The organism is Streptomyces apricus (assembly GCF_008369065.1).
In the GTDB taxonomy this organism is placed as follows: Bacteria; Actinomycetota; Actinomycetes; order Streptomycetales; family Streptomycetaceae; genus Streptomyces; species Streptomyces apricus.
On sequence record NZ_VDFC01000047.1, the window covers coordinates 410,786 to 433,359 of the forward strand.

The window sequence follows — 22,574 nt, forward strand, 5'->3', positions numbered from 1 at the left end:
GAAACCGTACGCACAAGCGAAGCTATCGCACGACCAAAGGCTCCTGGGCTCCTTCTCACGAGGTGAGGAGGAGCCCAGGAACACTGTGCGTACGCACTCTGCCGATCAGCGGTTAACCGACTGGATCTCCTCGACGATCACGTCCTGGTCCGCTCCGAACTCGCCCGGCGGCAGGTCCTGGGGCTGGTTGACGCCCGTGCCCGTCCAGGAGATCTTCCACGTGACCGTCGCCTGGAGCTTGTACGTGCCGTCGCCCGACGAGCGCAGGTACTTCACGCCGCACGGCGGGGTCTGGTCGGACTTGCCCTTCGCGTACGCCTCGCCGATCTGCTTGCCGTTCAGCTCGCACACGCCGGACGCGGGGTACGTCGTCGCGTCCGCCGTGCCCGGCTCGATCTTCAGTGAGATCGGCTCGGCGGTGGTCGTCGCCTGGACCTGCAGCAGCGGCACGGACGCCGTCACCGATACCGGCTTGAAGTCCGCGGCGTCCAGCCAGGCCCAGGTCGGCAGGTTCACCTTGGTCGTGCCCTCGGGAGCGAGAGTCACCTCGGTGCCCGGCACCCGGATCTCCGCGTACGCGAGCTGCGCCAGCATCTCGGGGGTGATGGCGTTGTCGATCCTGGCCGGTGGGGCATCACCCGTGTCCACCCAGAACGGGGGCTCCGTGCAGTCCAGCGCGCCCGGGTCGCCTTCCCTGCCCTCGGTGACGTAGGAGTCCCAGAAGTAGCCCTTACCGGTCTTTTCCTTGTTGAAGTCCTTGTACTCGCCACCATCGACGTACTTCTTGCGCTGCTCGGCGTCCCACTCGTACCCCGTCGAGCCCGCCTCCCAGATCGGCGTCAGATACTTCTCCAACTGCTCCGGGGTGTACTTCGGGGCGTAGTAGCAGGCAGGCGGGGTCCAGTTCGACGCCGAGGAGGTGACCGGACCGGCCGACTTCCCGGAACCGTTCTTGGAACGGTCGAAGACCACGGCGCCGGCCGTGGCAGTCACCTTCTGGCCCTTCTGGCCCCCGTCCACCTGAGTCTCGGATCCTGTGCCGTTTCCGCCCGGCACAACGTCCGCCCAAGCGGCAGGACCACCGGCCAGTACCGTGACCGCGGCCATCACGCTCGCGCCCACGGCGATTCGCCCTACGGCTGGCATTGCGCCGCCCCCCTCGTAGAGATGATCTGGGACGTCTGCCACGTTCCTTCGCTGTTCCTCTCCAACCTGGTGTTGTAGAGGACGTAGCTGTTCTTCGTGACAGGCGTCTTGTCGGCCTTGCCCGTCTTCTTGTCCTTGCTGAAGCCCTTGCTCTCGTCCGCACAGAAGGTGAGCAGGGCCGTGGTCTTGTTCTTGAGCGTCACGTTCCGGTCGTAGTAGCGCACTTCTCCGGTGAGTGAGGCATCGGCATCCTTGAACTGCTGGACCCAATTAAGCGCGGCTTCGCGCGCCTTGCCCGTGTTGTAGTAGGCGAGGGCCTCTCCCTCGGGATCCGTCCCAGTGATCGCTGCGTCCACGGCACGCATGCGCTCGGCGCTGTCGGCGAGAACCGCATCCTCGACCTCGTCCCCGGTCTTCGGCGTCTCGAAGGTCAGCTTCAGGTCCGGCGGAAGCGTGAGCTTGGGACGGTTGGAGGAGTCCACCGGGCTGGGGGTCGGCGAAGCCGACTTCTTCGTGCCGGTGTCCGCTCCCGCGATCTTGTCGTTCGACTTGTCCCCGTCGCTGTCGCCGCCACCGCAGGCGGACAGCGTCAAGGCCGCGGCCGCGGTCAGGGTCAGCGCTGCGAGCAGAGTGGGACGGCGGTTCACAGTTGTCTCCCAGTGAAGCGAGGGGTCTACAGCGCCACCACGCTACCGAGGGGGCAGGAGACGACACCAGAGCGAACCATGGCAGCGGGCGGCCTCGTGGCCAAACTGGGACAGGCACGGGACCGACCGCCCACCGACGCCGTGGACATGTTGCGTTGCAAAGACAGAAAGTGGTGGAAGATGCGGATGGACCGTGATCGCCGAGCTCCCCTACCGATCAACAGCTGATCGACGCGATCTCCTGGACGATCGCGTCCTGGTCCGCTCCACCAGCAATGTGCCGGCCGGATGCGCCACGCAAAGCGGCGACGCCGGCCAGGGCATCCTCAGTCGTCACCGACGCCCGCCGAACTCCCAGTTGTGCACCTCGATGTCGGCGTACCGGTCCGGGGTCAGGAGGGCGCGTGCCGTGTCCGGGTCCTGCGCCTGGACCAATGCCGCCGTGCCCAGCCAGGTGGCGCCGTCATCCGACAGCAGTGGCCCATAGGCGATCAGATCGTCCCGATCGGGCGGCACCGCGTTGTCAGCGGCCTGCCCCGTACCGAGGCCGAGCACCAGATACCGGCTGCCACCGGTCCGGCCGCCGGGGAAGTCCCACATGGTGCGCCCCATTATGTTGTGCCAGCGTCGCAGCAGCACGTCCCGGTAGACGCCGGCCTGGTAGTTCGGCTCGTCGAAGGCGAACCTGCGGGCGGCGGCGGGGTCGGGCAGATCGACGATGTGCACGCTGCCGGTGGGTGTGTCACCGTCGGCGGCGAGGGTCGGGCCCCGGGCGATCATTTCTTTCGCGTACTGGTCCATGTATGCCCAGTGCTTTTCCAGCAGCTCGTAGCGCAGCGACAGGGAGCCGGGCCGGTCGCGGTGGTAGCAGAGGAACTCCATGCTCCAGAGTCTCTTCACAGGGACGGCCCGGTCGAGCGGGTTTCATGAGGGTGGCGACCCGGGCAACCCGAGCGGCGTGGGCCACCACGAAGGCGAGGACGAGCCGCGTCGCCGGGACGGCGTCCGCCGCGACGGGCCGGTCGACCTGCTCAGGACCGAGCGGTTGCAGCAGCGCGTACTCGTACGGCCTGATGCTGATGCGCCTGGCAGGACGGCGGAAAGTACGGCCGTTTCGCTTGGCCACGACTGTGCCCGGCAGCGCGGAGAACCGAACAGTCATAGCCTCGCCCAGGGCCACCGAACGACTCTTCCCGTCTATTCAGCGCACGTCTTGTCCCCTCGCTTCGAGATCAGAGCCGCGGTCTGCCACACGCCTTTCCCGCTCTTCTCCAGACGTGTGTTGTAGAGCACGTACGGGCTTTCGTCTGAAGGAGTCCTGTCGACCTTGCCGGTCTCGCGGTTCTTGTTGAACCCCCTGCTCTCGTCCGCGCAGTAGACGACTGTCGCCGTAGTGGCGCCGGACAGGGTGACCTTCGGGTCGTAGTAGCGGGTGGTCCCGGTGAACGAGAGATTGGCGTCCTTGTACTCCTGAACCCACTCCACCGCGCCGTTCAACGCCTTGTCCCGGTAATAGAACGGCAGGCCGGGAGCGCCCGTGTCGCCTCGGACGATGGCGTCGTTCGTCGCGTCGATGCGCTCCGCGGTGTCCGCCAGAACGGTGTCCTCCACGTCGTCGCCGGTCTTCCAGTCCTCGTACTCGTCGACGATGTCCGACGGCAGATTGATCTCCGGGCGCCCGACTGCGACCTCCTCCGACACAGTCGGCGAAGCCGACTTCTTCGCGTCGGTGTCGTTGTTCGCGCCCGCGATCTTGTCGTTCGACTTCCCCCCGCCGCTGTCACCACCACCACAGGCGGACAGCGTCAAGGCCGCAGCGGCTGTCAGGGAGAGCGCTGCGAGCAGAGTGGGACGGCGGTTCACAGTTGTCTCCCGGTGGAGCGAGGGGTCTTCAGCTTCACCACGCTACCGAGGGGGCGAGAGGGCAATGCCTGCCCGCCCCCGCTCAGCGATTGCCGGTCAGCGGTTGACCGACTGGATCTCCTCGACGATCACGTCCTGGTCCGCTCCGAACTCGCCCGGCGGCAGGTCCTGGGGCTGGTTGACGCCCGTGCCCGTCCAGGAGATCTTCCACGTGACCGTCGCCTGGAGCTGGTAGGAGCCGTCGCCCGACGAGCGCAGGTACTTCACGCCGCACGGCGGGGTCTGGTCCGACTTACCCTTCGCGTACGCCTCGCCGATCTGCTTGCCGTTCAGCTCGCACACGCCGGACGCGGGGTACGTCGTGGCGTCCGCCGTACCCGGCTCGATCTTCAGCGAGATCGGCTCCGCCGTGGTCGTCGCCTGGATGCCGATCGCCGGTACGGATGCCGTGACGGAGACCGGCTTGAAGTCCGCGGCGTCTAGCCAGGCCCAGGTCGGCAGGTTCACCTTGGTCGTGCCCTCGGGAGCGAGAGTCACCTCGGTGCCCGGCACCCGGATCTCCGCGTACGCGAGTTGGGCGAGCATCTCCGGGGTGATGGCGTTCTCGATCTCGGGTGGCGGGGCGTCACCGGTGTCCACCCAGAACGGCTGCTCCGTGCACTTGTCCCAGCCGGGCGGGAAGCTGTCGTTGACGTACGAGTCCCAGAAGTAGCCCTTACCGGTCTTGTCCTTGTTGAAGTCCTTGTACGGGGCGCCGTCGACGTATCTCTCGCGCTGCGTCGCGTCCCACTCGTATCCCGTCGAGCCCGCCTCCCAGATCGGCGTCAGGTACTTCTCCAGCTGCTCCGGGGTGTACTTCGGGGCGTACCAGCAGGCGGGCGGGGTCCAGTTCGTGGTGGGCCGCACGGCTCCGACGGAACTGCCGCTGCCGTTCTTCGAACGGTCGTAGACGATCTTGCCGCTTGCGACGGAGCTGATGGTGTCGCCGTTGACATCGCCCGAGGGTCCGTTGCCGGAGTCACCGCCGAACGAGTCGTCGCCGCCTGGCGGGATCGGTTCGGCGTTCGCGGAGGGAAGTGAGATCGTGCAGAGGGCGCCCGCCACCACCACGGCCCCTGCCAGGCGGAGGAGTCGACTCATGGCTGGCACCTGTCAGCTCCTCGCGTGGAGGAAATCTTCATGAGTTCCCAGACTCCTTCGTCGTTCTTCTCCACCTGAGCGCCGTAGGCGACGTAACTCTTCTTGGTGACCTCGGTCTTCTTGATCTCTCCGGTCTTGACGACCTTGCTGAACGCCTTGCTCTCGTCCGCGCAATAGCTGAGCGAGGCCGCGTTCTTGGAGTTCACCGTGACCTGGCGGTCGAAGTAACGCACGCTCCCGGTGACCGTCCAACCGGCGTCCGAGAACGCCTTCACCCACTTCTGAGCGGCTACGGCGCCCTCGCCCTCCGTGTAGAACTCCAAGGCCGGCAGCCGCGGGTCCTGGGCGATGATGGCCGCGTCGAGGGCGCGGACGAGTTCGGCGTTGTCCTTCAGGATCGCGTCCTTGACGGCGTCCTCGGATCCGTCCGGGGTGAAGCTGTGCTTGAAGTCCGACGGCAGGTCGATCGTCGGGCGCTTCGCGACAGCCTCTTCCGACGCGGTCGGTGAGGCCGACTTCTTCGTGTCTGTGTCCGCTCCTGCAATCTTGTCGTTCGCCTTGCCCCCGTCGCTGTCGCCGCCACCGCAGGCGGACAGCGTCAAGGCCGCGGCCGCGGTCAGGGTCAGCGCTGCGAGCAGAGTGGGACGGCGGTTCACAGTTGTCTCCCAGTGAAGCGAGGGGTCTACAGCGCCACCACGCTACCGAGGGGGCAGGAGACGACACCAGAGCGAACCGTGCCCACGGGCGGCCTCGTGGCCAAACTGGGACAGGCGTGGGACGGGACACCCGGGTCCGGTCAGGGGCCCGCACGACGCGTGGGCCGGGCTTCCGCCCGGCCCACGCACACGCAAACAGACGACCGTCGCCCGTCCTATCTCGCCCGAGCACGGGCCCGAGCACGGGGCCGGGAATGGGAAGAGGGCTTCGGTCCTGAACCGGGGCCGTTCCCGGAACCCGGGCGCGTGCCCGGCCGGGCCGGCTTCTTCGTGCCGTCCGGCCACAGGCGCGGGCTCCGCTTCGCCGCCAGGTCCTCGACCCAGCCGACCGTGAGGATGGCGAGGCCTATCAGCGGCCAGACCAGGAGGAACATCCACACCATGTACGTGGTGTCCAGCCAGCCCACCAGACGGTCGTTCATGAACGGGAGTTCATAGAGCTCGTCGAGGATCGGGACCGTGGCCATGATGAGCAGGTTGTGCCACAGGTAGATCGTCATGGCACGGCTGTTGGAGAGGGTGACCAGCCGGTCCCAGCGCTTGAGGCGGCCGGGCAGTTCCTGCCAGGACGGCGAGTACTGGAGCAGGATGACGACGAACCCGAAGGACCAGGTCGCCTGGGCCAGCGGGATGTCGTTCAGGTCCCAGCCGTCGGGGCCGAGGTGGCCGGACGCCCACCACAGGCCGAAGGCCATGACCAGGACCGAGCAGGACACCGCCACGTAGCGCGGGATCTTCTGCAGCATGCCGTCGTGGTGGGCGAAGCCCAGGATCCAGCAGCTGCCGTAGACCGCGAAGTCCGAGACGGCGTTGCCCGTCTCGCCGGGGATGGTGACGAGGCCCGTGCCGACCACGGCCGTCAGGCCGAGCGGTGCCAGCAGCGTCGGCCACGGGAAGCGGCGGAACGCCCACAGGAGCAGCGGGGAGGCCAGGACGAACCAGAGGTACGCGCGCAGGTACCAGAGCACGCCCGCCGACTGGACCGCCCACGTCTGCTCCAGGAGGCCCGTCTTGTCGCCGAGGCTCCAGGGGTACGGCGGGGCGCCGATCGGCACGATGTAGTTGAGGAGCTCGACCATGCCCCAGGTGCCGCTGTGGTCGGGGTCCTCGGAGATGTTCCAGCCGGCGGCGAACATCATGGTCAGCATGACGGCGCTGAACACCCACAGGGGCGGCAGCAGCCGGCGTATCCGGCCGCGGATCACGCCCAGGGCCGGGCGCTTCAGCGAGCGGGCCATCAGGGAGCCCGCCAGCGCGAACATCACGCCCATGGACGGGAAGAGCACCGTCAGCCAGGCCCAGCCGAACAGGTGGTACGCGACGACGCGGACCAGCGCCAGGGTGCGCAGCAGGTCCAGGTAGCGGTCGCGGCCCGGTTTCTTCGGCGCCGGGGGCCCGTCGGCGGACGGGACGGGGTCGGGGGCGGGGACGGACGGCGCCAGGGCCGCCGCGGACGCCGAGGCGTCGGGTGCGGCCGGGACGCCTGCCGGTCCGACCGGCAGGGGCGTCATCTCGTCCGTGTCGAGCCTCGCTTCCGGCTTCGGCTCCGGCCACGTCGCCGTGGCCGCCGCTGCCTCTGCCGGTGCCTCCGCCCGCGCTCCGCCGCGTACCTGCCGGTCGAACGGAGCGGTCGCCCACGTCGCGTCGTACCGGTACGGCTCCGTCTGCTCCGACGGCGTCCCAGGCGTCCCGTACTCGTACTCGTACCGCGAGGTGCCGCGATCGGACGTACCGCGGTCGGACGTGCCGTAGTCGGAGGACGTGCCGTACTCCGGCGGAGTCCCCTCCGGGGTGTTCCCGTCCGGGCCCGGGCCCGTGTGATGGCCGTTCGTCATCCCACCGGCCTCCGGTCGTTGCCGCTCTGTGTGCGTTGGGTCGGTACCGCGGGGGCGCCCGGGGTGACCGGGGCCGAGCCCACCACTCCGGTGCGGCGCAGCTTCTGCCAGCGCAGGCGGCCGCCGGTGAGGGCGGTGATCCAGGACTGGAGCAGGACGACGTACATGAGCTGGCGGTAGAGGATCTGCTGCAGGGGCAGCGAGATCAGATGGGTCATGCGTTCCTTGTCCAGCCGGAAGGCGTACGCGGCGCACACCGCCTGGATGGCCAGGACGCCCAGCCACGCGGTGATCGTCTTCTGGGTGGGGCCGAACACGATCCCGTAGAGCAGGAACACGTCGATCAGCGGGGCCAGCAGCGGGGCCAGGACCATGAAGAAGGAGATCAGGGGCAGGCCGACGCGGCCGAAGCGGCCGGAGGGGCCGCGCTCGATCAGGGCCTTGCGGTGCTTCCAGATCGCCTGCATGGTGCCGTAGGACCAGCGGTAGCGCTGGGACCACAGTTGCTGGACGGACTCCGGGGCCTCGGTCCACGCGCGGGCGTTCTCCGCGTAGACGACCCGCCAGCCGTCGCGGTGCATCGCCATCGTGATGTCGGTGTCCTCGGCGAGGGTGTCCTCGCTCATGCCGCCGACGCGTTCGAGGGCCGAGCGGCGGAAGGCTCCGACGGCGCCCGGGATCGTCGGCATGCAGCGCAGCATGTCGTACATGCGGCGGTCCAGGTTGAAGCCCATCACGTACTCGATGTGCTGCCAGGCGCCGATCAGCGAATCGCGGTTGCCCACCTTCGCGTTGCCCGCGACGGCGCCCACGCTCGGGTCGCCGAAGGGCTGCACCAGTTCGCGCACGGTGGCCGGCTCGAAGACGGTGTCGCCGTCCATCATCACGATGAGGTCGTGCCGGGCGTTGGCTATGCCGCGGTTGAGGGCGGCGGGCTTGCCCGCGTTGAGCTGGCGCACGACGCGTACGTTCGGCAGCCGCATGTCCTCGACGATGCGGGCGGTGCCGTCGCTCGACCCGTCGTCGATGACGACGACCTCGATGGGCTGTTCGCTCGCCATCAGCGAATGCACCGTGTTCTCGATGCACTTGGCCTCGTTGTACGCCGGCACCAGCACCGAGACCGGCTCGGTGACCGGCGGTCCCCAGCGGAAGTTCTTGCGGCGTACGCGCCGGGCGTGCGCCATGGAGAGCGCGAGCATCAGGCCGAACCGGGTGATGACCAGGGTGCCGACGACGGCGAGGCCGACGACGAGGACGTCGGTGCTCCTCTCGGAGGCCTGCACCGCCCAGGTCCAGGCCTTGCCCTTCCACAGGTCGGGGCCGGTGACCTGGGTGTGCGCGCTGGGAGCGCCGAGCGCGCCGGTGAGGTTCTCGAACTCGTACCCCTTCTCCTGCAGGTCGGGCAGGAAGCGGTCGAGCGCCTCGACGGTCTGGTGGCGGTCGCCGCCGGAGTCGTGCATGAGGACGATGGCGCCCTTGCCGCCCTTGGGGGTTGCGCGGCGGATGATCTCGTCGACGCCCGGCTTCTTCCAGTCCTCGCTGTCGGTGTTGTTGACGACGGTGAGGTAACCGCGGCTGCCGATGTACTCGGTCACCGGCCACGACTTGTTGTCCATGGCGTCGGCGAACGAGGAGTACGGCGGCCGGAACAGCGAGGTGCGGATGCCGGCCGCGCCCGCGAGCGCCAGCTGGTTCTGCGACAGCTCCCAGTCGATGCGGCTCTTGGACTGGAAGGACAGGTCGGGGTGGTTGAAGGTGTGCAGGCCGATCTCGTGGCCCTCGTCGACCATGCGCTGGACGAGGCCCGGGTAGCGCGAGGCCATCGTGCCGGTGACGAAGAACACCGCGTGCGCGTCGTGCTTCTTGAGGACGTCGAGGACCTTGGGGGTCCACTCGGGGTCCGGGCCGTCGTCGAAGGTGAGGACGAGGCGGTGGTCCGGCACGCTGAGGCTGTTGGTGCGGCCGCCGCGGGTGTCGATGACCGGACCGCCGTCGATGATCTTCTCGGGTACGCGGTCGGTGGCGGCCTCGGGCTGGATGCGGTGGTCGGCGAGTATCTCGCTGTGTACGTACCCGCGCAGCATCAGCATCGCCATCAGGGCGACCAGGACGAGCGAGGGCAGCAGGTAGCGCATGGGCAGGCGACGGCGCCGGACGGCGCCCCGGGCTGCGCCGCGCCTGCTGGTGCGGAATGCCATCAGAGGATGTTCTCCGGGGAGGACGAGATGGGCGGGCTCGGCTCCAGGGGAGTCGGCTCACCCGTGATCGGGTCGGCGGCAACGTCGTTGGTGTCGCTACCGGCGGGAGCCTCCGTGGTGGGGCCGTCCGTGACGCCGGTGTCGGTCGGTTCCGGATCGGGGTCCGGTGACGCGGGGACTTCCTTGGTGGGGCCGGGGTCGGGTGTGTTGTTGTTATCCGTACCCGTGCCCGTGCCCGGCTTGGTCCTGGTGGCCGACGGTTCGGGATCGGCCGAGTTCTGCGGTGCCGTCGCGCTCGCCGACGGGTCGGCGGAGAGGCCGGCGTCCGGCGCCGGTGCGACGTCCTCGCCGCCGGAGGCGCTCGCCTCGGGCGAGGCGCTCGCCGGGTCGGACGGGGCGGCGGAGTCGGCGGGCAGCGGCGTGGTCTCGACCTTGCCGGCCGGGGAGTCCTGCTGCTGGTCCTGGAGGGGCAGCCAGGGCGCGTTCGAGTTGCCCGAGACGACCGTGACGAGGATGACCACCGCGTAGATCGCGCACGCGAGGCCGACGGCCATGCCGATCCTGCGGTAGAGGCGGCTGCGGCGGCCCGTCTCGTCGACGAAGACCGGGCCGTCCGCGGCGTCCTGGGCGCCGGGCGCGCGCTTGGCCTGCTGGACGAGCCAGTCCTCCATCTGCCGTCCGACGCCGTCGAGCTGGACCGTGACCTCGTGCGGGTCGTGGGTGTGCTCGGGGTGCTCGGACTCCTGCCAGGAATCGTGTCCGGCGGCACGGGGTGCGTCGTACCCGGCGTCACGGGACGCGTCGGGCCCGGCGGCGTGTCCGAGATCACGTCCATCGGTGGGTCCGGCGGCGTTCCCGTACCCCTGGGCGGCGTCGAACGCGGTGTCGTGCGTGTCGAACGCGGCGGCGCCGGCGGCGGCCGGTCCGGTGGTGTCGACGGCGGCGGTGGCACCGGTGGTGCCCCAGACTATGCGGCCGGTCTGGAGCCGGGTCGCGTCCGGTTCGTCGGCGCGCTGGCGCGGCACCGCCGCGGCCGCCTCCCGGCGGAACCAGCTGTCGGACATGACCGCCGTACCGGACACGTCGGACGCGTCGGGGCCGCCCTGGGCCTCGGCGCCCGCGCCGGCCGAATCACTGCGGAAGGGCTGATCAGGACCATTTCGGACCGCTCGGCCGGTTCCGTCGTGGAGCAGGCCTCCGGCCGTGTCCGCACCTGACCGATCGGATTCGTTCCGACCCGGTTGAGCGTCTTCTGGCCAACTTTTCACGCGCACGTGCATCCCCCCACGGGACTCGTTCTGGGGTGGCGCGAGTTACCCGGGTACTCGCACGTCGCCGCTCGAACCGAACCCCCATCCGGCCCGAACGCCCCGCTTTATCACACCGCTCCCGGGCCACGAATGTATCGCACGTAGCCATGAGTGAGGGTTCCGTATCAAATTCAGCTCCTCATCACGAGCGCATCCATGGCCGGAATCCATCCCCCCACAGGTCGCTCCAGCCACCCCTCCTCCGCCGAGAGCCGGGCCGCSGCGGCCCGCAGCGCGGCAACTCCTTGATGCATCAGCCCCTTACGCCACACCAGCGACACGGGGGACAGCGGGACGGGGTCCACGAGGGGTCTGAGGACCGATCCGGGCATGGCCGGAAAGTCCACGACGGCCAGAACAGGGGTCCGGGTCTTGGCCATGATCCGCCGGAACTCCTCGGCACCGACCGCGAGCGGCGCGGGCGGCGCGACCTCGATCCCGCGTCCGTCGAAGAGCTGACGGGCCAGGTCGGTCCACTCCAGCGTCCGGGGGTTCCCGGCGCCCGCGTACACCCGCTCCCCCGCCAGCGCGTCGAGCGGTACGGCGTCGAGCGCGGCGAGGGGGTGGTCCTCGGGCAGGACGACGGCCATCGGCTCGTACCGTACGGGCTGCTGTTCGAGGCGGTCGCGCAGCGCCGGGTCGAGCCCCGCGAACCGGCCGAAGGACGCGTCGAGCCGGCCGGCGAGCAGCTCGGTCGCGGCGCCGGTGAGGCCGCTCTCGAAGCGGGCCATCAGCTCGCTGTCGGGGGCGAGTTCCCGGGCCAGCGCCAGGACCCGTCCGGAGAGGAGGCCCGGACTGTTCACGTCGACGAGCAGGGGGCGCTCGGTGCCCGCCCGCGCCGGAGCGCCCGCCCGCCCGAAGGCGGCGAGCAGGTCGTCCTGCGCCTCCAGGGCCCGGCGCGCGTACGGCAGCAGCCGCTCGCCGTCGGGGGTGAGCGCCACCTGCCGGGTGGTGCGTACGAAGAGTTCGGCGCCCAGCTCCCGTTCCAGGCGGCGGATGTCGCGGCTGAGGGCCTGCTGGGCGACGTACAGCCGTACGGCGGCGCGGGTGAAGTGCAGGTCCTCGGCGACGGCGAGGAAGGCGCGCAGCAGGCGGGGTTCGAGGTGGGCGGGCACCGGGAGAACCTACAACGCAGGTGCGTGAATCGGCACCGGGAAGGTGTTGGACCCCTGGTGGGGGGCCGGGTGACCGTTGGTCCATGCCGTCACCGACCAGCTCACGCAATCCCTACCGCCTGCTCTTCGACATACCGGGCGCCGGGGCGTTCACCGTCGGGAACCTCGTCGCCCGGCTCCCCATGGGGATGTTCAGCGTGAGCGCCGTCGTCATGATCGCGCAGACGCGCGGCTCGTACGCGCTCGCGGGCGCCGTCACCGCGACCGGGCTGGCGGCGACGGCGGTGGTCGCGCCCTGGACGGCGCGGCTCGTCGACCGGTACGGCCAGGCCAGGGTCGCCGTCCCCGCGACGGCGGTCGCGGCGCTCGGCTCGCTCGCGCTGCTGCTCTGCGTCCGCTTCGGCGCGCCCGGCTGGACGCTGTTCGCCGCGTACGCCGCCACGGCGACCACGCCCAACACCGGGGGCATGTCCCGGGCGCGCTGGGCCCACCTCCTCGAAGGGGACCCGGCGCGGCTGCACACCGCGAACTCCTTCGAGCAGGCCGCGGACGAGCTCTGTTTCATGCTCGGCCCGGTGCTGGCCGCGCTCCTGTGCGGGGCGCTGTTCCCGGAGGCGGGCACGCTGGTCGCGGCCGTCCTGCTGGTGACCGGCGTCCTGCTGTTCACCGCCCAGCGGTCCACGGAACCGCCCGCGCGGGGCCGTACGGGGGCCGGCGGGCCGTCGCCGCTGCGGGCGCCCGGTGTCGCGCCGCTGCTGGTCGGATTCCTCGCCACGGGGGCGGTGTTCGGCTCGATGGAGGTGGTGACGATCGCCTTCGCCGACGCGCAGGGGCACCGGTCGGCGGCCGGGGTGGTGCTCGCCCTGCAGGCGGCCGGGTCGTGTGCGGCCGGACTGCTGTACGGGGTGGTGCGGCCGGGCGGGGCCGTCGAGCGGCGGTTCCTGCTGAGCGTGGCCGCGATGGTGCCGCTGATGTGCCTGCCGCTGCTGGCGGCCGGGTCCGGGGGCGGGCTCGTGGTGCTGGGGCTCGCGCTGCTGCTCGCCGGGATGGCCACCGCGCCGACGATGGTCACGGGGATGACGCTGCTGCAGCACCGGACGCCCGAGGGGTCCCCTCCCCGCCCGAGCGGAGCGAATTCGTGTGCGGGGCATTGACTCGCCCCGGGCTCCCCCCTACCTTCCCCCGTCGAAGCGCTTCGACGACCCGCGTCGAATCGATTCGACGCGTGCCGCGCCGCGAGCGCGGCGCGACGTTCCGACACCCATCCGACTCCCCCGGAGGCACAGGATGTTGAGCGCACGACGACGTGTGACGGCGGCGGCAGCGACGGCGGTGGTCACCACCCTGCTGCTGGCCTCCTGCGGCGACTCGGACAGTGGGTCCTCCGACGGGAAGACGCTGAGGCTGTGGCACTACGAGGGCCCCGACAGCGCGATGGCGATCGCCTGGAACGCCGCCATCAAGGAGTTCGAGAAGACCCACCCGGGCGTCGAGGTGAAGTTCGAGGAGAAGGGCTTCGAGCAGATCCAGAAGACCGCCCCGATGGTCCTCAACTCCGACGACGCCCCCGACCTCATGGAGTACAACAAGGGCAACGCGACGGCCGGCCACCTCTCCCGGCAGGGCCTGCTCACCGACCTGTCCGCGGAGGTGACGAAGCGCGGCTGGGACAAGAAGCTCAGCGCCGGCGTGCGCACCACCAGCCGGTACGACGCCAAGGGCGTGATGGGCTCCGGCAAGTGGTTCGGGATACCCAACTACGCCGAGTACACGATGGTGTTCTACAACAAGGACCTCTTCGCCAAGTACGGGATCGCCGAGCCGAGGACGTTCGACGAGCTGACCGCCGCGATGGACACCTTCGTCGACAAGGGCGTCACCCCGCTCGCCAACGCGGGCGCCGAGTACATGGCCCAGCAGTACCTCTACCAGCTGGCGCTGTCGAAGGCGGACCGCGCCTGGGTGGACTCGTACCAGCTCTTCGAGGGCGAGCCCGACTTCCACGACGCCGCCTGGACGTACGGCGCGAAGACCTTCGCGGACTGGGTGGACAAGGGCTACATCAGCGAGAAGTCCACCAGCACGAAGGCCGAGGACGCCGGGCTCTCCTTCATGCAGGGCAAGAGCCCGATCCTGCTCTCGGGCAGCTGGTGGTACGGCCGCTTCGCCGCCGAGAACAAGTTCGACTGGGGCACGTTCCTGTGGCCGGAGTCGGACATGACCCTCGGTTCGGGCGGCAACCTGTGGGTGGTCCCGAAGGGGTCGGAGAACAAGGAACTGGCCTACGACTTCATCGACATCACCATGTCGGAGAAGATCCAGAACCTGCTCGGCAACAAGGGCGGCGTCCCGGTGGCCGCCGACCCCGCCGCCATCACGGACCCGCGCGCCAAGAGCCTGATCGCGAACTTCAACGCCCTCTCCGAACGGGACGGCCTCGCGTTCTACCCCGACTGGCCCGTGGCCGGCTTCTACGACGTCCTCGTCTCCGAGACCCAGAAGCTGATGACGGGGAGCGCGAAGCCCGACGCCTACCTGGACGCGGTGGAGGCCGCGTACGACAAGGGCGCAGCGGACCGGTGACCGTCACCGTCGAACGGGGCGGCAGGAACAGGGGCACGGGAGTCGAAGCGCGTCACCTCCCGGCCGGGCCGCGGCGGCCCCGCGACTCCTACGCCCTGTTCCTGCTCCCCGGAGCGCTCGCCTTCCTCGCGGTCGTCGTCGTGCCGTTCCTGATGAACACCGGCGTGAGCTTCACCGACTGGCAGGGCGTCGGCAGCCCCGAGTGGTCCGGGCTCGCCAACTACCGCGAGCTGATGGACGACACGCAGTTCTGGGCGTCGTTCCGGCACAGCCTGTTCATGGTCGTCGCGATGGCGGTCGTGCCGACCGTCCTCGGACTGGTCCTGGCCGCCGCCCTGTTCGACTTCGTCGGCAAGCACTTCGGCAGCCGGACAGCCGCCGTGCTGCGGGCCTGCTTCTACCTGCCGCAGGTGCTGCCCATCGCGGTCGCGGGCGTCGTGTGGAGCTGGATCCTCGCGCCGGAGAACGGCTCGCTGAACGAGCTCCTGGAGGCGGTCGGGCTCGGGAGCCTACGGCAGGACTGGCTCGGCGACCCCGACCTCGCGCTCTACAGCGTCATGGGCGTGATGGTCTGGGTGCAGCTCGGCTTCCCATTGGTGATCTTCATGGCGGGCCTGCAGCGCGTCGACCCGCAGCTGTACGAGGCCGCCGAGCTGGACGGGGCCGGCTGGTGGCGGCGTTTCTGGCACGTCACGCTGCCGCAGATCCGGCCCGAGATCTCCGTCGTGCTGCTCTGGTGCACGATCGCCGCGCTCAAGGTGTTCGGCGCGGTGTACGTGCTCACCAAGGGCGGCCCGGGCGGGGCGACCGACGTGCCCTCGTACTTCTCGTTCACCACGTTCTTCGAGAAGACGCAGGTCGGGTACGGCGCCGCGATCTCGACCGTCCTCACCGTGATCGTCCTGCTGCTCGCCCTGGCCGGCCTGAAGCTCCAGACCCGTGCCGAGGACGCCGAAGAGGGAGGCGTGCGATGAACACCGGACAAGGGGGCGCGCGATGACCGCCCTGCGCCGTTACCCCGTCCTCCTCGCCCTGGTCATCGGGGCCCTGTTCATGGTCCTGCCCTTCCTGGTCGTCGCCGTCAACGCCGTGAAGTCGCCCGCCGAGTACGCGGCGAACGGCCCGCTGAGCCTGCCCGAGGGCGTCCACCTCGACGGGCTGAAGGACTTCTGGGAACGCGTCGACTACGGGCAGAAGCTCGTGAACTCGGTGCTGATCAGCGGGTCCGTCGCCCTCGGCGCGGCCGTCCTGTCCGTCCTCAACGCGTACGCGATCGGCATCGGGCGGATCAGGGGGCGCACCTGGGTGCTCGCCTTCTTCGTGCTGGCGAACATGCTGCCGCAGGAGGCGCTGGTCTACCCCGTCTACTACCTGAGCAAGGAAGCCGGCCTGTACGACACCCGGCTGAGCGTGATCATCGTCTTCACCGTGATCCAGGCGGCCTTCGGCACGTACCTCCTCGCCTCGGTCCTCGGGCGGTTCCCGCGCGAGATCATCGAGGCCGCCCGCATCGACGGCGCGAACAAGTGGCAGGTGCTGTGGCGGATCGTCGTCCCCGTCAGCCGGCCCACCATCGGCGTGCTCCTGGTCTTCTTCTTCATCTGGACCTGGAACGAGTTCCTGCTCCCCCTGGTGATGCTGATCTCCAACGACAACCAGACCGTGTCGGTGGCCCTCGGCGTCCTCCAGGGCCAGCGCCTGATGGACGCCACCATGACGAACGCCGCCGCGCTCCTGGGCGTCCTGCCCGCCGTCGTCTTCTTCCTCGTCTTCCAGCGGACGCTCACCCGCGGCATCGCCGTGGGTGCCGTCAAGTAAGGGGTGTGCGTGAAGTTCACCGACGGCTACTGGCTGCTGCGCGAAGGCGTGACGGCCGCCCACCCGGTCGAGGTCCTCGACGTGAGCGCCGGGTCCGGGGCCCTGGAGATCCACGCGCCGACCCAGCCCATCCGCCACCGCGGCGATCTCCTGAAGGGACCGGTCGTGACCATCGGCGCGCACGCCCCGATGCCCGACGTCATCGGCGTCACGTTCACGCACTTCGAGGGCGAGGAGCCCCGGGGACCGCGGTTCGAGCTCAACCGGCTCGGCGGGGAGGAGTTCACCGCCCACGCCGCGTACGACGACGAGTCCGCGACCCTCACCTCGGGCGCCCTGTCCGTGCGCGTGAGCCGTACCGGCCCCTGGCACGTGGACTTCCTCGCCGACGGCCGCGTCCTCACCGCCAGCGGCCCCAAGGGCATGGGCATCATGCGCGACGCGGGCAACGGCGGCCACTACCTGCGGGAACAGCTGAACCTGGGGGTGGGCACCCACGTCTTCGGGCTCGGCGAACGCTTCGGGCCACTGGCGAAGAACGGCCAGGTCGTCGACATGTGGAACGCCGACGGGGGCACGGCCACCGAACAGGCGTACAAGAACGTGCCGTTCTACCTGACGGACGCGGGCTACGGCGTCTTCGTGGACCATCCGGGCCGGGTGTCGTTCGAGGTCGGCTCGGAGGCGGTCTCCCGGGTCCAGTTCAGCGCCGAGACCCAGCAGCTGACGTACTACGTGATCTACGGGCCGACGCCCAAGGACGTCATCCGCAAGTACACGGCCCTCACCGGCCGGCCCGCGCTGCCGCCCGCCTGGTCGTTCGGGCTGTGGCTGTCGACGTCCTTCACCACCTCGTACGACGAGGCCACCGTCAGCTCCTTCATCGACGGCATGAAGGAGCGCGAACTGCCCCTCTCCGTCTTCCACTTCGACTGCTTCTGGATGCGCGAGTTCAACTGGTGCGACTTCGAGTGGGACCCGCGGGTCTTCCCCGACCCGGAGGGCATGCTGGCGCGGCTCAAGGAGCGCGGGCTGCACATCAGTGTGTGGATCAACCCGTACATCGCCCAGCGCTCCCCGCTGTTCGCGGAGGGCAAGGCGCTCGGGCATCTGCTGCGGCGGCCGGACGGCAGCGTCTGGCAGTGGGACCTGTGGCAGCCGGGCATGGCGCTCGTCGACTTCACCAGCGAGGCCGCCCGCGAGTGGTACGCCTCGAAGCTGGAGGCGCTCCTCGCGCAGGGCGTCGACTGCTTTAAGACGGACTTCGGGGAGCGGGTCCCGCTCGACGTGGCGTACGCGGACGGCGGCGACCCCGAGCGGATGCACAACTACTACACCTACCTCTACAACCGGACCGTCTTCGACGTGCTGCGCAAGCACCGCGGCGAGGGTGAGGCGGTCGTCTTCGCGCGCTCGGCGACCGCGGGCAGCCAGAAGTTCCCGGTGCACTGGGGCGGCGACTGCGAGGCCACGTACGAGTCGATGGCCGAGTCGCTGCGCGGCGGGCTGTCGCTGGGGCTCTCCGGGTTCGGCTACTGGAGCCACGACATCGGCGGCTTCGAGGGCACCCCGACGCCCGCCCTGTTCAAGCGGTGGCTCGCCTTCGGGCTGCTCTCCTCGCACAGCCGCCTGCACGGCAGTTCCTCGTACCGGGTGCCGTGGCTCTTCGACGAGGAGGCCGTGGACGTCCTGCGCCTGTTCACCCGCCTGAAGCTGCGCCTCATGCCGTACCTGTACGAGACCGCCCGCACCGCGCACGCGACCGGGGTGCCGATGATGCGCGCGATGGTCCTGGAGTTCCCCGACGACCCCGGCTGCGCGCACCTGGAGCGGCAGTACATGCTCGGCCCCGACCTGCTGGTCGCGCCGGTGTTCTCCGACGACGGGGATGTGTCGTACTACGTGCCCGAGGGCACCTGGACGCACTTCCTGACCGGGCGGACGGTCACCGGGCCGCGCTGGGTGCGCGAGCGGCACGGCTTCTCCAGCGTGCCGCTCCTGGTGCGGCCGGGCGCGGTGATCCCGGTGGGCGCCGTCGAGGACCGCCCCGACTACCCGTACGCGGACGGGGTCACCCTGCACGCGTACGGGCCGGTGCGCGGCGCGCAGGTCACGGTGGCGGTGGACAGGGTGACGTTCACCGTCGTGCGGGAGGGCGACACGCTGCGGGCGGCGTCGAGCGACCCGGCGGCGCCCTGGGCCCTGTCGGCGGGCGGGCGGACCGCGCGGGCGGCGGCGGGCACCGGGTTCCTGTCCCTGGAGCTGGGGCCCGAGCAGGGGCCCACTGACGGTCCGGAGCGGGGCCGGGCATGGTGAAGATCACCGACGTGGCCCGGCACGCGGGGGTCTCCCCCAGCACCGTCTCGTACGCGCTGAGCGGTAAGCGCCCGATCTCCGAGGAGACCCGCCGGCGCATCGAGGACAGCATCCGCGAGCTGGGCTACCGGCCGCACGCGGGGGCCCGTGCCCTCGCCAGCAGCCGGTCGAACGTGCTGGCGCTGGTGGTGCCGCTGCGGACCGGCATCCACGTGCCGGTGGTGATGCAGTTCGCGGTGTCCGTGGTGACGGCCGCGCGCCGCCACGACCACGACGTGCTGCTGCTCACCCAGGAGGAGGGCGAGGACGGGCTGCGGCGGGTCGCGGACACCGCGCTCGTGGACGCGCTGATCGTGATGGACGTCCAGCTGCACGACGGGCGGCTGCCGCTGCTGCGGCGCCTGGACCGGCCGTCGGTACTGATCGGGTTCCCGGCCGAGCCCGACGGGCTGACCTGCATCGACCTGGACTTCGGGGCGGCGGGCGAGCTGTGCGTCGAGCACCTGGCGGGGCTCGGGCACCGGGTGGTGGGGTTGGTGGGCTCACCACCCGAGGTGTACGTGCGGGAGACCGGGTTCGCCCAGCGGGTAGTGCGGGGCTTCACCACCGCGGCCGACCGCAACGGCATCGCCTCCTCGGTGCACCCGTGCGAGGCGGACCCCGCGGCGGCCCGGCAGGTCGCCGAGCGGCTCCTGCGGGAGCGGCCCGCGCTGACGGGGGTCGTGGTGCACAACGAGCCGGTCCTGGAGCCGCTGATCGACGCCTTCGAGGCGCTCGGGTTACGGGTCCCGCAGGACCTGTCGGTCACCGCGATCTGCCCGGACGAGCTGGCCGGGCGCGTCCGGGTGCCCGTCACCTCCGTCGCCATACCGGCCGCCGAGGTGGGCACCGGCGCGGTGGAGCTGCTGATGAGGAAGCTGGACGGCACCCCCGTACCGCGGGCCACGCTGCTGCCGCCCCGGCTGACGGTACGGGCGAGCACGCGGCCCCGCTGACCCCGTGGCACGGCGGAGGCGGTCCGGGGCGCGAGCAGCTGTGGGCGCCCCCGAGCACCCGCGCCCCGGACCGTCGTCGTTCACCCGCTCAGCACCTCGCCGGCTTGCGCCACGAGCACTCCAGGTCCGTGTCCGCTCCGGCCGACCGCGCGCCCGGTGCCGCCTCCACCGCCGCGGTCCCGTCCGCCGTGGACCGGGCGAGGGTCACCACGATCGCGTCCTCCAGCGGCTTCACGGACGCGGCGAGGTAATTGTTGAGCACGATGCTGTAGACGAGCTCCCGGCCGTCCGCGTCCTTCACATATCCGGACAGCGCGGACGCCCCCGTCAGCGAGCCGGTCTTGCCGACGGCGTTGAGGGCCGCGGGCGTCCCGCACATCCGGGTCCGCAGCGTGCCGCCCACGAAGCGGTCGGGGGCGCAGGCGACCGGGAGGGACCTGTACCAGTCGGCGTACCAGGGCTCGGAGCGCACCGCGAGCAGCAGTTTCGCGAACTGCCCGGCGGTGAGGTTGTTCATGCGGGAGAGCCCGGACCCGTCGACCTGCCGCAGCTTCCCGGTGTCGACGCCGACGCCCTTGAGGTAGCCGCCGACGGCGGCGAGCCCGGCGCTCCAGCTGCCCTCGCCGGAGACCTTGTGCCCCATGGCCTTGGTGAGGATCTCGGCGTGCATGTTGTTGGACAGCTTCATGAAGGGGACCAGCAGGTCCTTCAGCGGCATGGAGGTGTGCGAGGCGAGCCGGCGCGCCGCCGCGGGGGTGGCGCGTCCCAGGCGCGTCGCGCCGGTCACCTTCACCCCGTGCGCGGTGAGCGCGGCGCGGAAGACGGCGGCGGCGTACCCGGTGGGCTCCCACACGCTCACCCACTCCTGGGTGCCGGAGCCGCCCACCGGCGTCGTGCCGGTGACGACGATCGTGTTGCCGCCGTGCTCGCGCTCCACGGTGAGGTCGTTCGCCCCGCCGGCCGCGACGGTCGTGGCCCGTACGTCGACGTCCACGTAGGTCGTGGGCGGGGTGACGGTGACCCGGGGCGCGTCGCCGGCCGCGGTGCCCGGCGCCACCTCCACGATCACCGACCCGGTGTCGTAGTCGGTGTCCGGCGCGACGCTCAGCGCGCTGATCTGCGCCGAGTAGTACGCGGACTCGTCGTCGGCGGCCCAGGCGCGGCCCAGGCGGCTGCGGTCGAAGCGGGTGTCGTCGGCGAGGAGCCGTCCGTCGACGCGGGTGACGCCGGAGTCGGCGACGCGGGCCGCCAGGCCGTCGTAGTCCTCGGCCAGGGCGGTCGGGTCGCCGGTGCCGCGCAGGTACAGGTCGCCGGTCAGCACGGAGCCGTGCCGGCGCCCGGTCGTCAGGACGTCCGTCGTGAAGGTGTGGCCGGGGCCGAGGATCTCCATCGCGGCCGCCGAGGTGGGCAGTTTGGTGTTGGAGGCGGGCATCAGCCGGGAGGTGGGCGCCCGCTGGTACAGCACGTCCCCGCTCGTGGCGTCCGCGACGACGACGCCCGCCGCGCCGCCTTCCATGCGGCTGTCGCCGAGGAGGGTGTCGAGGGCCTCCGGCAGGCCCCCGGCCTCCTGGTCGGCCCCGGCCGGCGCGGACCAGCCGAGTCCGGCGACCAGCATGCCCAGCACCACGGCCCAGGCCCGCGCGCGGTGGCGCGGGCCGTGAGATCTCTTGCCCTGTCCGAGTCTCTGTCCGAGTCGTCTCATGCCACAGCAGCATCCACGACGAAGGCCCCGCTGCCTATGGCAGCGGGGCCTTCGTCGTCACGCTTCACTGTGAACATGGGAAGTGGAGATGGCGGGAATCGAACCCGCGTCCAACGGTGCAGAATCAGGGCTTCTCCGAGCGCAGTTCGCTTAGATTTTCTCAGCCCCGGAGATCACGCGAACAAGTCTCCGACGGGCTCAGTCACTGTTTGATTTCCCGCCTCACCCCGTGACCGGGCGAGACGGTTTAGTTCCCTTGATTATGCCAGGATCCGGGTCGGGAACACCCCCGGGCTGACACCCATTTAGGGTCCTTCACTCACTGGTTATTAAGCAGCGAGGGCGAAGGACTGGGAATCGCTCTTGGAATTGGCGATTATTGGTTGCGACATATGGTTAACGAGATCATTGCCGCTTCCTCGGCTCGCTTCCCCTGCTTCGACAGCCGCTGTCGAAACCGATCATCCCCATGTTGTTTTTTCAAGACCCTCCGAGGAGGGCGCGTGCACCTGCTGTGAGGTGCGTTGCCATCGTACGTGACCAACGCACGTCGATGCCACTGTATTCCCGGCGGCCCGCCGCGCCGGCTACTCGCCGCGCTGCCTGCGCTTGGCCGCCGCGATCGCGCGGTCCGATTCGCGCCGGTCCTGCTTCTCCCGCAGGGTCTGGCGCTTGTCGTACTCCTTCTTGCCCCGGGCCAGCGCGATCTCCGCCTTCGCCCGGCCGTCCTTGAAGTACAGGACGAGGGGCACGATCGTGTGGCCCGTCTCCTCGGACTTCACCGCCAGCTTGTCGATCTCCTCGCGGTGCAGGAGCAGCTTGCGCTTGCGGCGCGCGGAGTGGTTGGTCCAGCTGCCCTGGCTGTACTCGGGGATGTGGGCGTTGTGCAGCCACGCCTCGTTCCCGTCGATCTGGACGAAGCCGTCGGCCAGCGAGGCCCGCCCCTGGCGCAGCGACTTCACCTCGGTGCCGGTGAGGACGAGCCCGGCCTCGTAGACGTCGATGATCGCGTAGTCGTGCCGGGCCTTCTTGTTCTGCGCGACGATCTTGCGCTTGCCGTCCTTGGCGTTCGCCTTGGCGCCGCCGCCCTGCTTCGGCTGGGATTCCTTCGGTACGTACATGCCCTTGCTCATAGTGCTGGTCATTTTCGCACCAGAGGGGGGCCGGAGGGAAAGCCGATTACGGGA

General features: G+C 70.2%; 18 protein-coding genes and 1 other RNA gene. 6 read left to right on the plus strand and 13 right to left on the minus strand.

Annotated elements, in window-relative coordinates:
* Nucleotides 1-105 precede the first annotated feature (105 nt).
* The 10 genes from FGF04_RS28270 to FGF04_RS28315 all read right to left on the minus strand — a co-directional run bounded on the left by FGF04_RS28270 (nucleotide 106) and on the right by FGF04_RS28315 (nucleotide 11,973).
* The gene (locus tag FGF04_RS28270; RefSeq protein WP_149514153.1) at nucleotides 106-1,146 is read right to left on the minus strand and encodes a hypothetical protein; all 1,041 of its coding nucleotides are present in this window, start codon (nucleotides 1,144-1,146) and stop codon (nucleotides 106-108) included.
* Nucleotides 1,134-1,793, minus strand: coding sequence for a hypothetical protein (locus FGF04_RS28275; RefSeq protein WP_149514154.1), 660 nt, complete (start codon nucleotides 1,791-1,793; stop codon nucleotides 1,134-1,136). The genes FGF04_RS28270 and FGF04_RS28275 overlap by 13 nt, the downstream gene beginning before the upstream one ends.
* A gap of 333 nt (nucleotides 1,794-2,126) precedes the next feature.
* Complete coding sequence (locus FGF04_RS28280; RefSeq protein ID WP_149514155.1) at nucleotides 2,127-2,675, minus strand: YciI family protein; 549 nt, start codon at nucleotides 2,673-2,675, stop codon at nucleotides 2,127-2,129.
* Between the two features lie 315 nt (nucleotides 2,676-2,990).
* Nucleotides 2,991-3,656: a hypothetical protein gene (locus tag FGF04_RS28285; protein ID WP_149514156.1), complete on the minus strand. Its 666-nt coding sequence runs from the start codon at nucleotides 3,654-3,656 to the stop codon at nucleotides 2,991-2,993.
* Nucleotides 3,657-3,752: 96 nt separating this feature from the next.
* Nucleotides 3,753-4,805 carry a hypothetical protein gene (locus FGF04_RS28290; protein WP_408055679.1) on the minus strand — a complete coding sequence of 351 codons (1,053 nt, stop codon included), beginning with the start codon at nucleotides 4,803-4,805 and terminating at the stop codon, nucleotides 3,753-3,755.
* Nucleotides 4,793-5,452, minus strand: coding sequence for a hypothetical protein (locus FGF04_RS28295; RefSeq protein ID WP_149514157.1), 660 nt, complete (start codon nucleotides 5,450-5,452; stop codon nucleotides 4,793-4,795). Before FGF04_RS28295 ends, FGF04_RS28290 begins: the two co-directional genes overlap by 13 nt.
* A gap of 215 nt (nucleotides 5,453-5,667) precedes the next feature.
* A complete protein-coding gene (locus tag FGF04_RS28300; RefSeq protein WP_149514415.1) occupies nucleotides 5,668-7,023 on the minus strand; it encodes an acyltransferase family protein in 1,356 nt (451 codons plus the stop codon).
* Nucleotides 7,024-7,343: 320 nt separating this feature from the next.
* The gene (locus tag FGF04_RS28305) at nucleotides 7,344-9,548 is read right to left on the minus strand and encodes a glycosyltransferase (protein WP_149514158.1); all 2,205 of its coding nucleotides are present in this window, start codon (nucleotides 9,546-9,548) and stop codon (nucleotides 7,344-7,346) included.
* Nucleotides 9,548-10,612, minus strand: coding sequence for a hypothetical protein (locus FGF04_RS28310; protein WP_149514159.1), 1,065 nt, complete (start codon nucleotides 10,610-10,612; stop codon nucleotides 9,548-9,550). Before FGF04_RS28310 ends, FGF04_RS28305 begins: the two co-directional genes overlap by 1 nt.
* A 377-nt stretch (nucleotides 10,613-10,989) precedes the next feature.
* A complete protein-coding gene (locus tag FGF04_RS28315) occupies nucleotides 10,990-11,973 on the minus strand; it encodes a LysR family transcriptional regulator (RefSeq protein WP_149514160.1) in 984 nt (327 codons plus the stop codon).
* Nucleotides 11,974-12,056: 83 nt separating this feature from the next.
* On the opposite strand from FGF04_RS28315, the gene FGF04_RS28320 reads away from it, so the two are divergent.
* The 6 genes from FGF04_RS28320 to FGF04_RS28345 all read left to right on the plus strand — a co-directional run bounded on the left by FGF04_RS28320 (nucleotide 12,057) and on the right by FGF04_RS28345 (nucleotide 19,685).
* The gene (locus FGF04_RS28320; RefSeq protein WP_149514161.1) at nucleotides 12,057-13,127 is read left to right on the plus strand and encodes an MFS transporter; all 1,071 of its coding nucleotides are present in this window, start codon (nucleotides 12,057-12,059) and stop codon (nucleotides 13,125-13,127) included.
* Nucleotides 13,128-13,260: 133 nt separating this feature from the next.
* The gene (locus FGF04_RS28325; protein ID WP_149514162.1) at nucleotides 13,261-14,556 is read left to right on the plus strand and encodes an ABC transporter substrate-binding protein; all 1,296 of its coding nucleotides are present in this window, start codon (nucleotides 13,261-13,263) and stop codon (nucleotides 14,554-14,556) included.
* Nucleotides 14,553-15,530, plus strand: a complete 978-nt coding sequence (locus tag FGF04_RS28330) for a carbohydrate ABC transporter permease (protein ID WP_149514163.1) — start codon at nucleotides 14,553-14,555, stop codon at nucleotides 15,528-15,530. Before FGF04_RS28325 ends, FGF04_RS28330 begins: the two co-directional genes overlap by 4 nt.
* Nucleotides 15,531-15,552: 22 nt before the next feature.
* Entirely contained in the window at nucleotides 15,553-16,374 is an 822-nt protein-coding gene (locus FGF04_RS28335) for a carbohydrate ABC transporter permease (RefSeq protein WP_149514164.1), read from the plus strand.
* A gap of 9 nt (nucleotides 16,375-16,383) precedes the next feature.
* On the plus strand, nucleotides 16,384-18,690 hold the full coding sequence (yicI, locus tag FGF04_RS28340) for an alpha-xylosidase (RefSeq protein WP_149514165.1): 2,307 nt from the start codon (nucleotides 16,384-16,386) through the stop codon (nucleotides 18,688-18,690).
* Nucleotides 18,684-19,685 (plus strand): LacI family DNA-binding transcriptional regulator, encoded by a 1,002-nt coding sequence (locus FGF04_RS28345; protein ID WP_149514166.1) that lies wholly within the window; start codon nucleotides 18,684-18,686, stop codon nucleotides 19,683-19,685. Before yicI ends, FGF04_RS28345 begins: the two co-directional genes overlap by 7 nt.
* Nucleotides 19,686-19,773: 88 nt before the next feature.
* On the opposite strand, the gene dacB is transcribed toward FGF04_RS28345, so the two are convergent.
* The 3 genes from dacB to smpB form a co-directional block, all read right to left on the minus strand.
* The gene (gene dacB / locus FGF04_RS28350) at nucleotides 19,774-21,387 is read right to left on the minus strand and encodes a D-alanyl-D-alanine carboxypeptidase/D-alanyl-D-alanine endopeptidase (protein ID WP_149514167.1); all 1,614 of its coding nucleotides are present in this window, start codon (nucleotides 21,385-21,387) and stop codon (nucleotides 19,774-19,776) included.
* Nucleotides 21,388-21,467: 80 nt separating this feature from the next.
* Nucleotides 21,468-21,856: a transfer-messenger RNA gene (gene ssrA / locus FGF04_RS28355) on the minus strand.
* A 118-nt stretch (nucleotides 21,857-21,974) separates the two neighbouring features.
* Nucleotides 21,975-22,508: an SsrA-binding protein SmpB gene (gene smpB / locus FGF04_RS28360; RefSeq protein ID WP_188114285.1), complete on the minus strand. Its 534-nt coding sequence runs from the start codon at nucleotides 22,506-22,508 to the stop codon at nucleotides 21,975-21,977.
* Nucleotides 22,509-22,574 lie beyond the last annotated feature (66 nt).

Excerpts from the sequence above, each read along its gene's own strand:
- FGF04_RS28270 (WP_149514153.1), bottom strand. The coding sequence starts at position 1,146 with ATGCCAGCCGTAGGGCGAATCGCCGTGGGCGCGAGCGTGATGGCCGCG.
- FGF04_RS28280 (WP_149514155.1), bottom strand. The coding sequence starts at position 2,675 with ATGGAGTTCCTCTGCTACCACCGCGACCGGCCCGGCTCCCTGTCGCTG.
- FGF04_RS28300 (WP_149514415.1), bottom strand. The coding sequence starts at position 7,023 with ATGACGCCCCTGCCGGTCGGACCGGCAGGCGTCCCGGCCGCACCCGAC.
- FGF04_RS28305 (WP_149514158.1), bottom strand. The coding sequence starts at position 9,548 with ATGGCATTCCGCACCAGCAGGCGCGGCGCAGCCCGGGGCGCCGTCCGG.
- FGF04_RS28310 (WP_149514159.1), bottom strand. The coding sequence starts at position 10,612 with ATGTCCGACAGCTGGTTCCGCCGGGAGGCGGCCGCGGCGGTGCCGCGC.
- FGF04_RS28320 (WP_149514161.1), top strand. The coding sequence starts at position 12,057 with ATGCCGTCACCGACCAGCTCACGCAATCCCTACCGCCTGCTCTTCGAC.
- FGF04_RS28325 (WP_149514162.1), top strand. The coding sequence starts at position 13,261 with ATGTTGAGCGCACGACGACGTGTGACGGCGGCGGCAGCGACGGCGGTG.
- FGF04_RS28335 (WP_149514164.1), top strand. The coding sequence starts at position 15,553 with ATGACCGCCCTGCGCCGTTACCCCGTCCTCCTCGCCCTGGTCATCGGG.
- FGF04_RS28345 (WP_149514166.1), top strand. The coding sequence starts at position 18,684 with ATGGTGAAGATCACCGACGTGGCCCGGCACGCGGGGGTCTCCCCCAGC.
- dacB (WP_149514167.1), bottom strand. The coding sequence starts at position 21,387 with ATGAGACGACTCGGACAGAGACTCGGACAGGGCAAGAGATCTCACGGC.
- smpB (WP_188114285.1), bottom strand. The coding sequence starts at position 22,508 with ATGTACGTACCGAAGGAATCCCAGCCGAAGCAGGGCGGCGGCGCCAAG.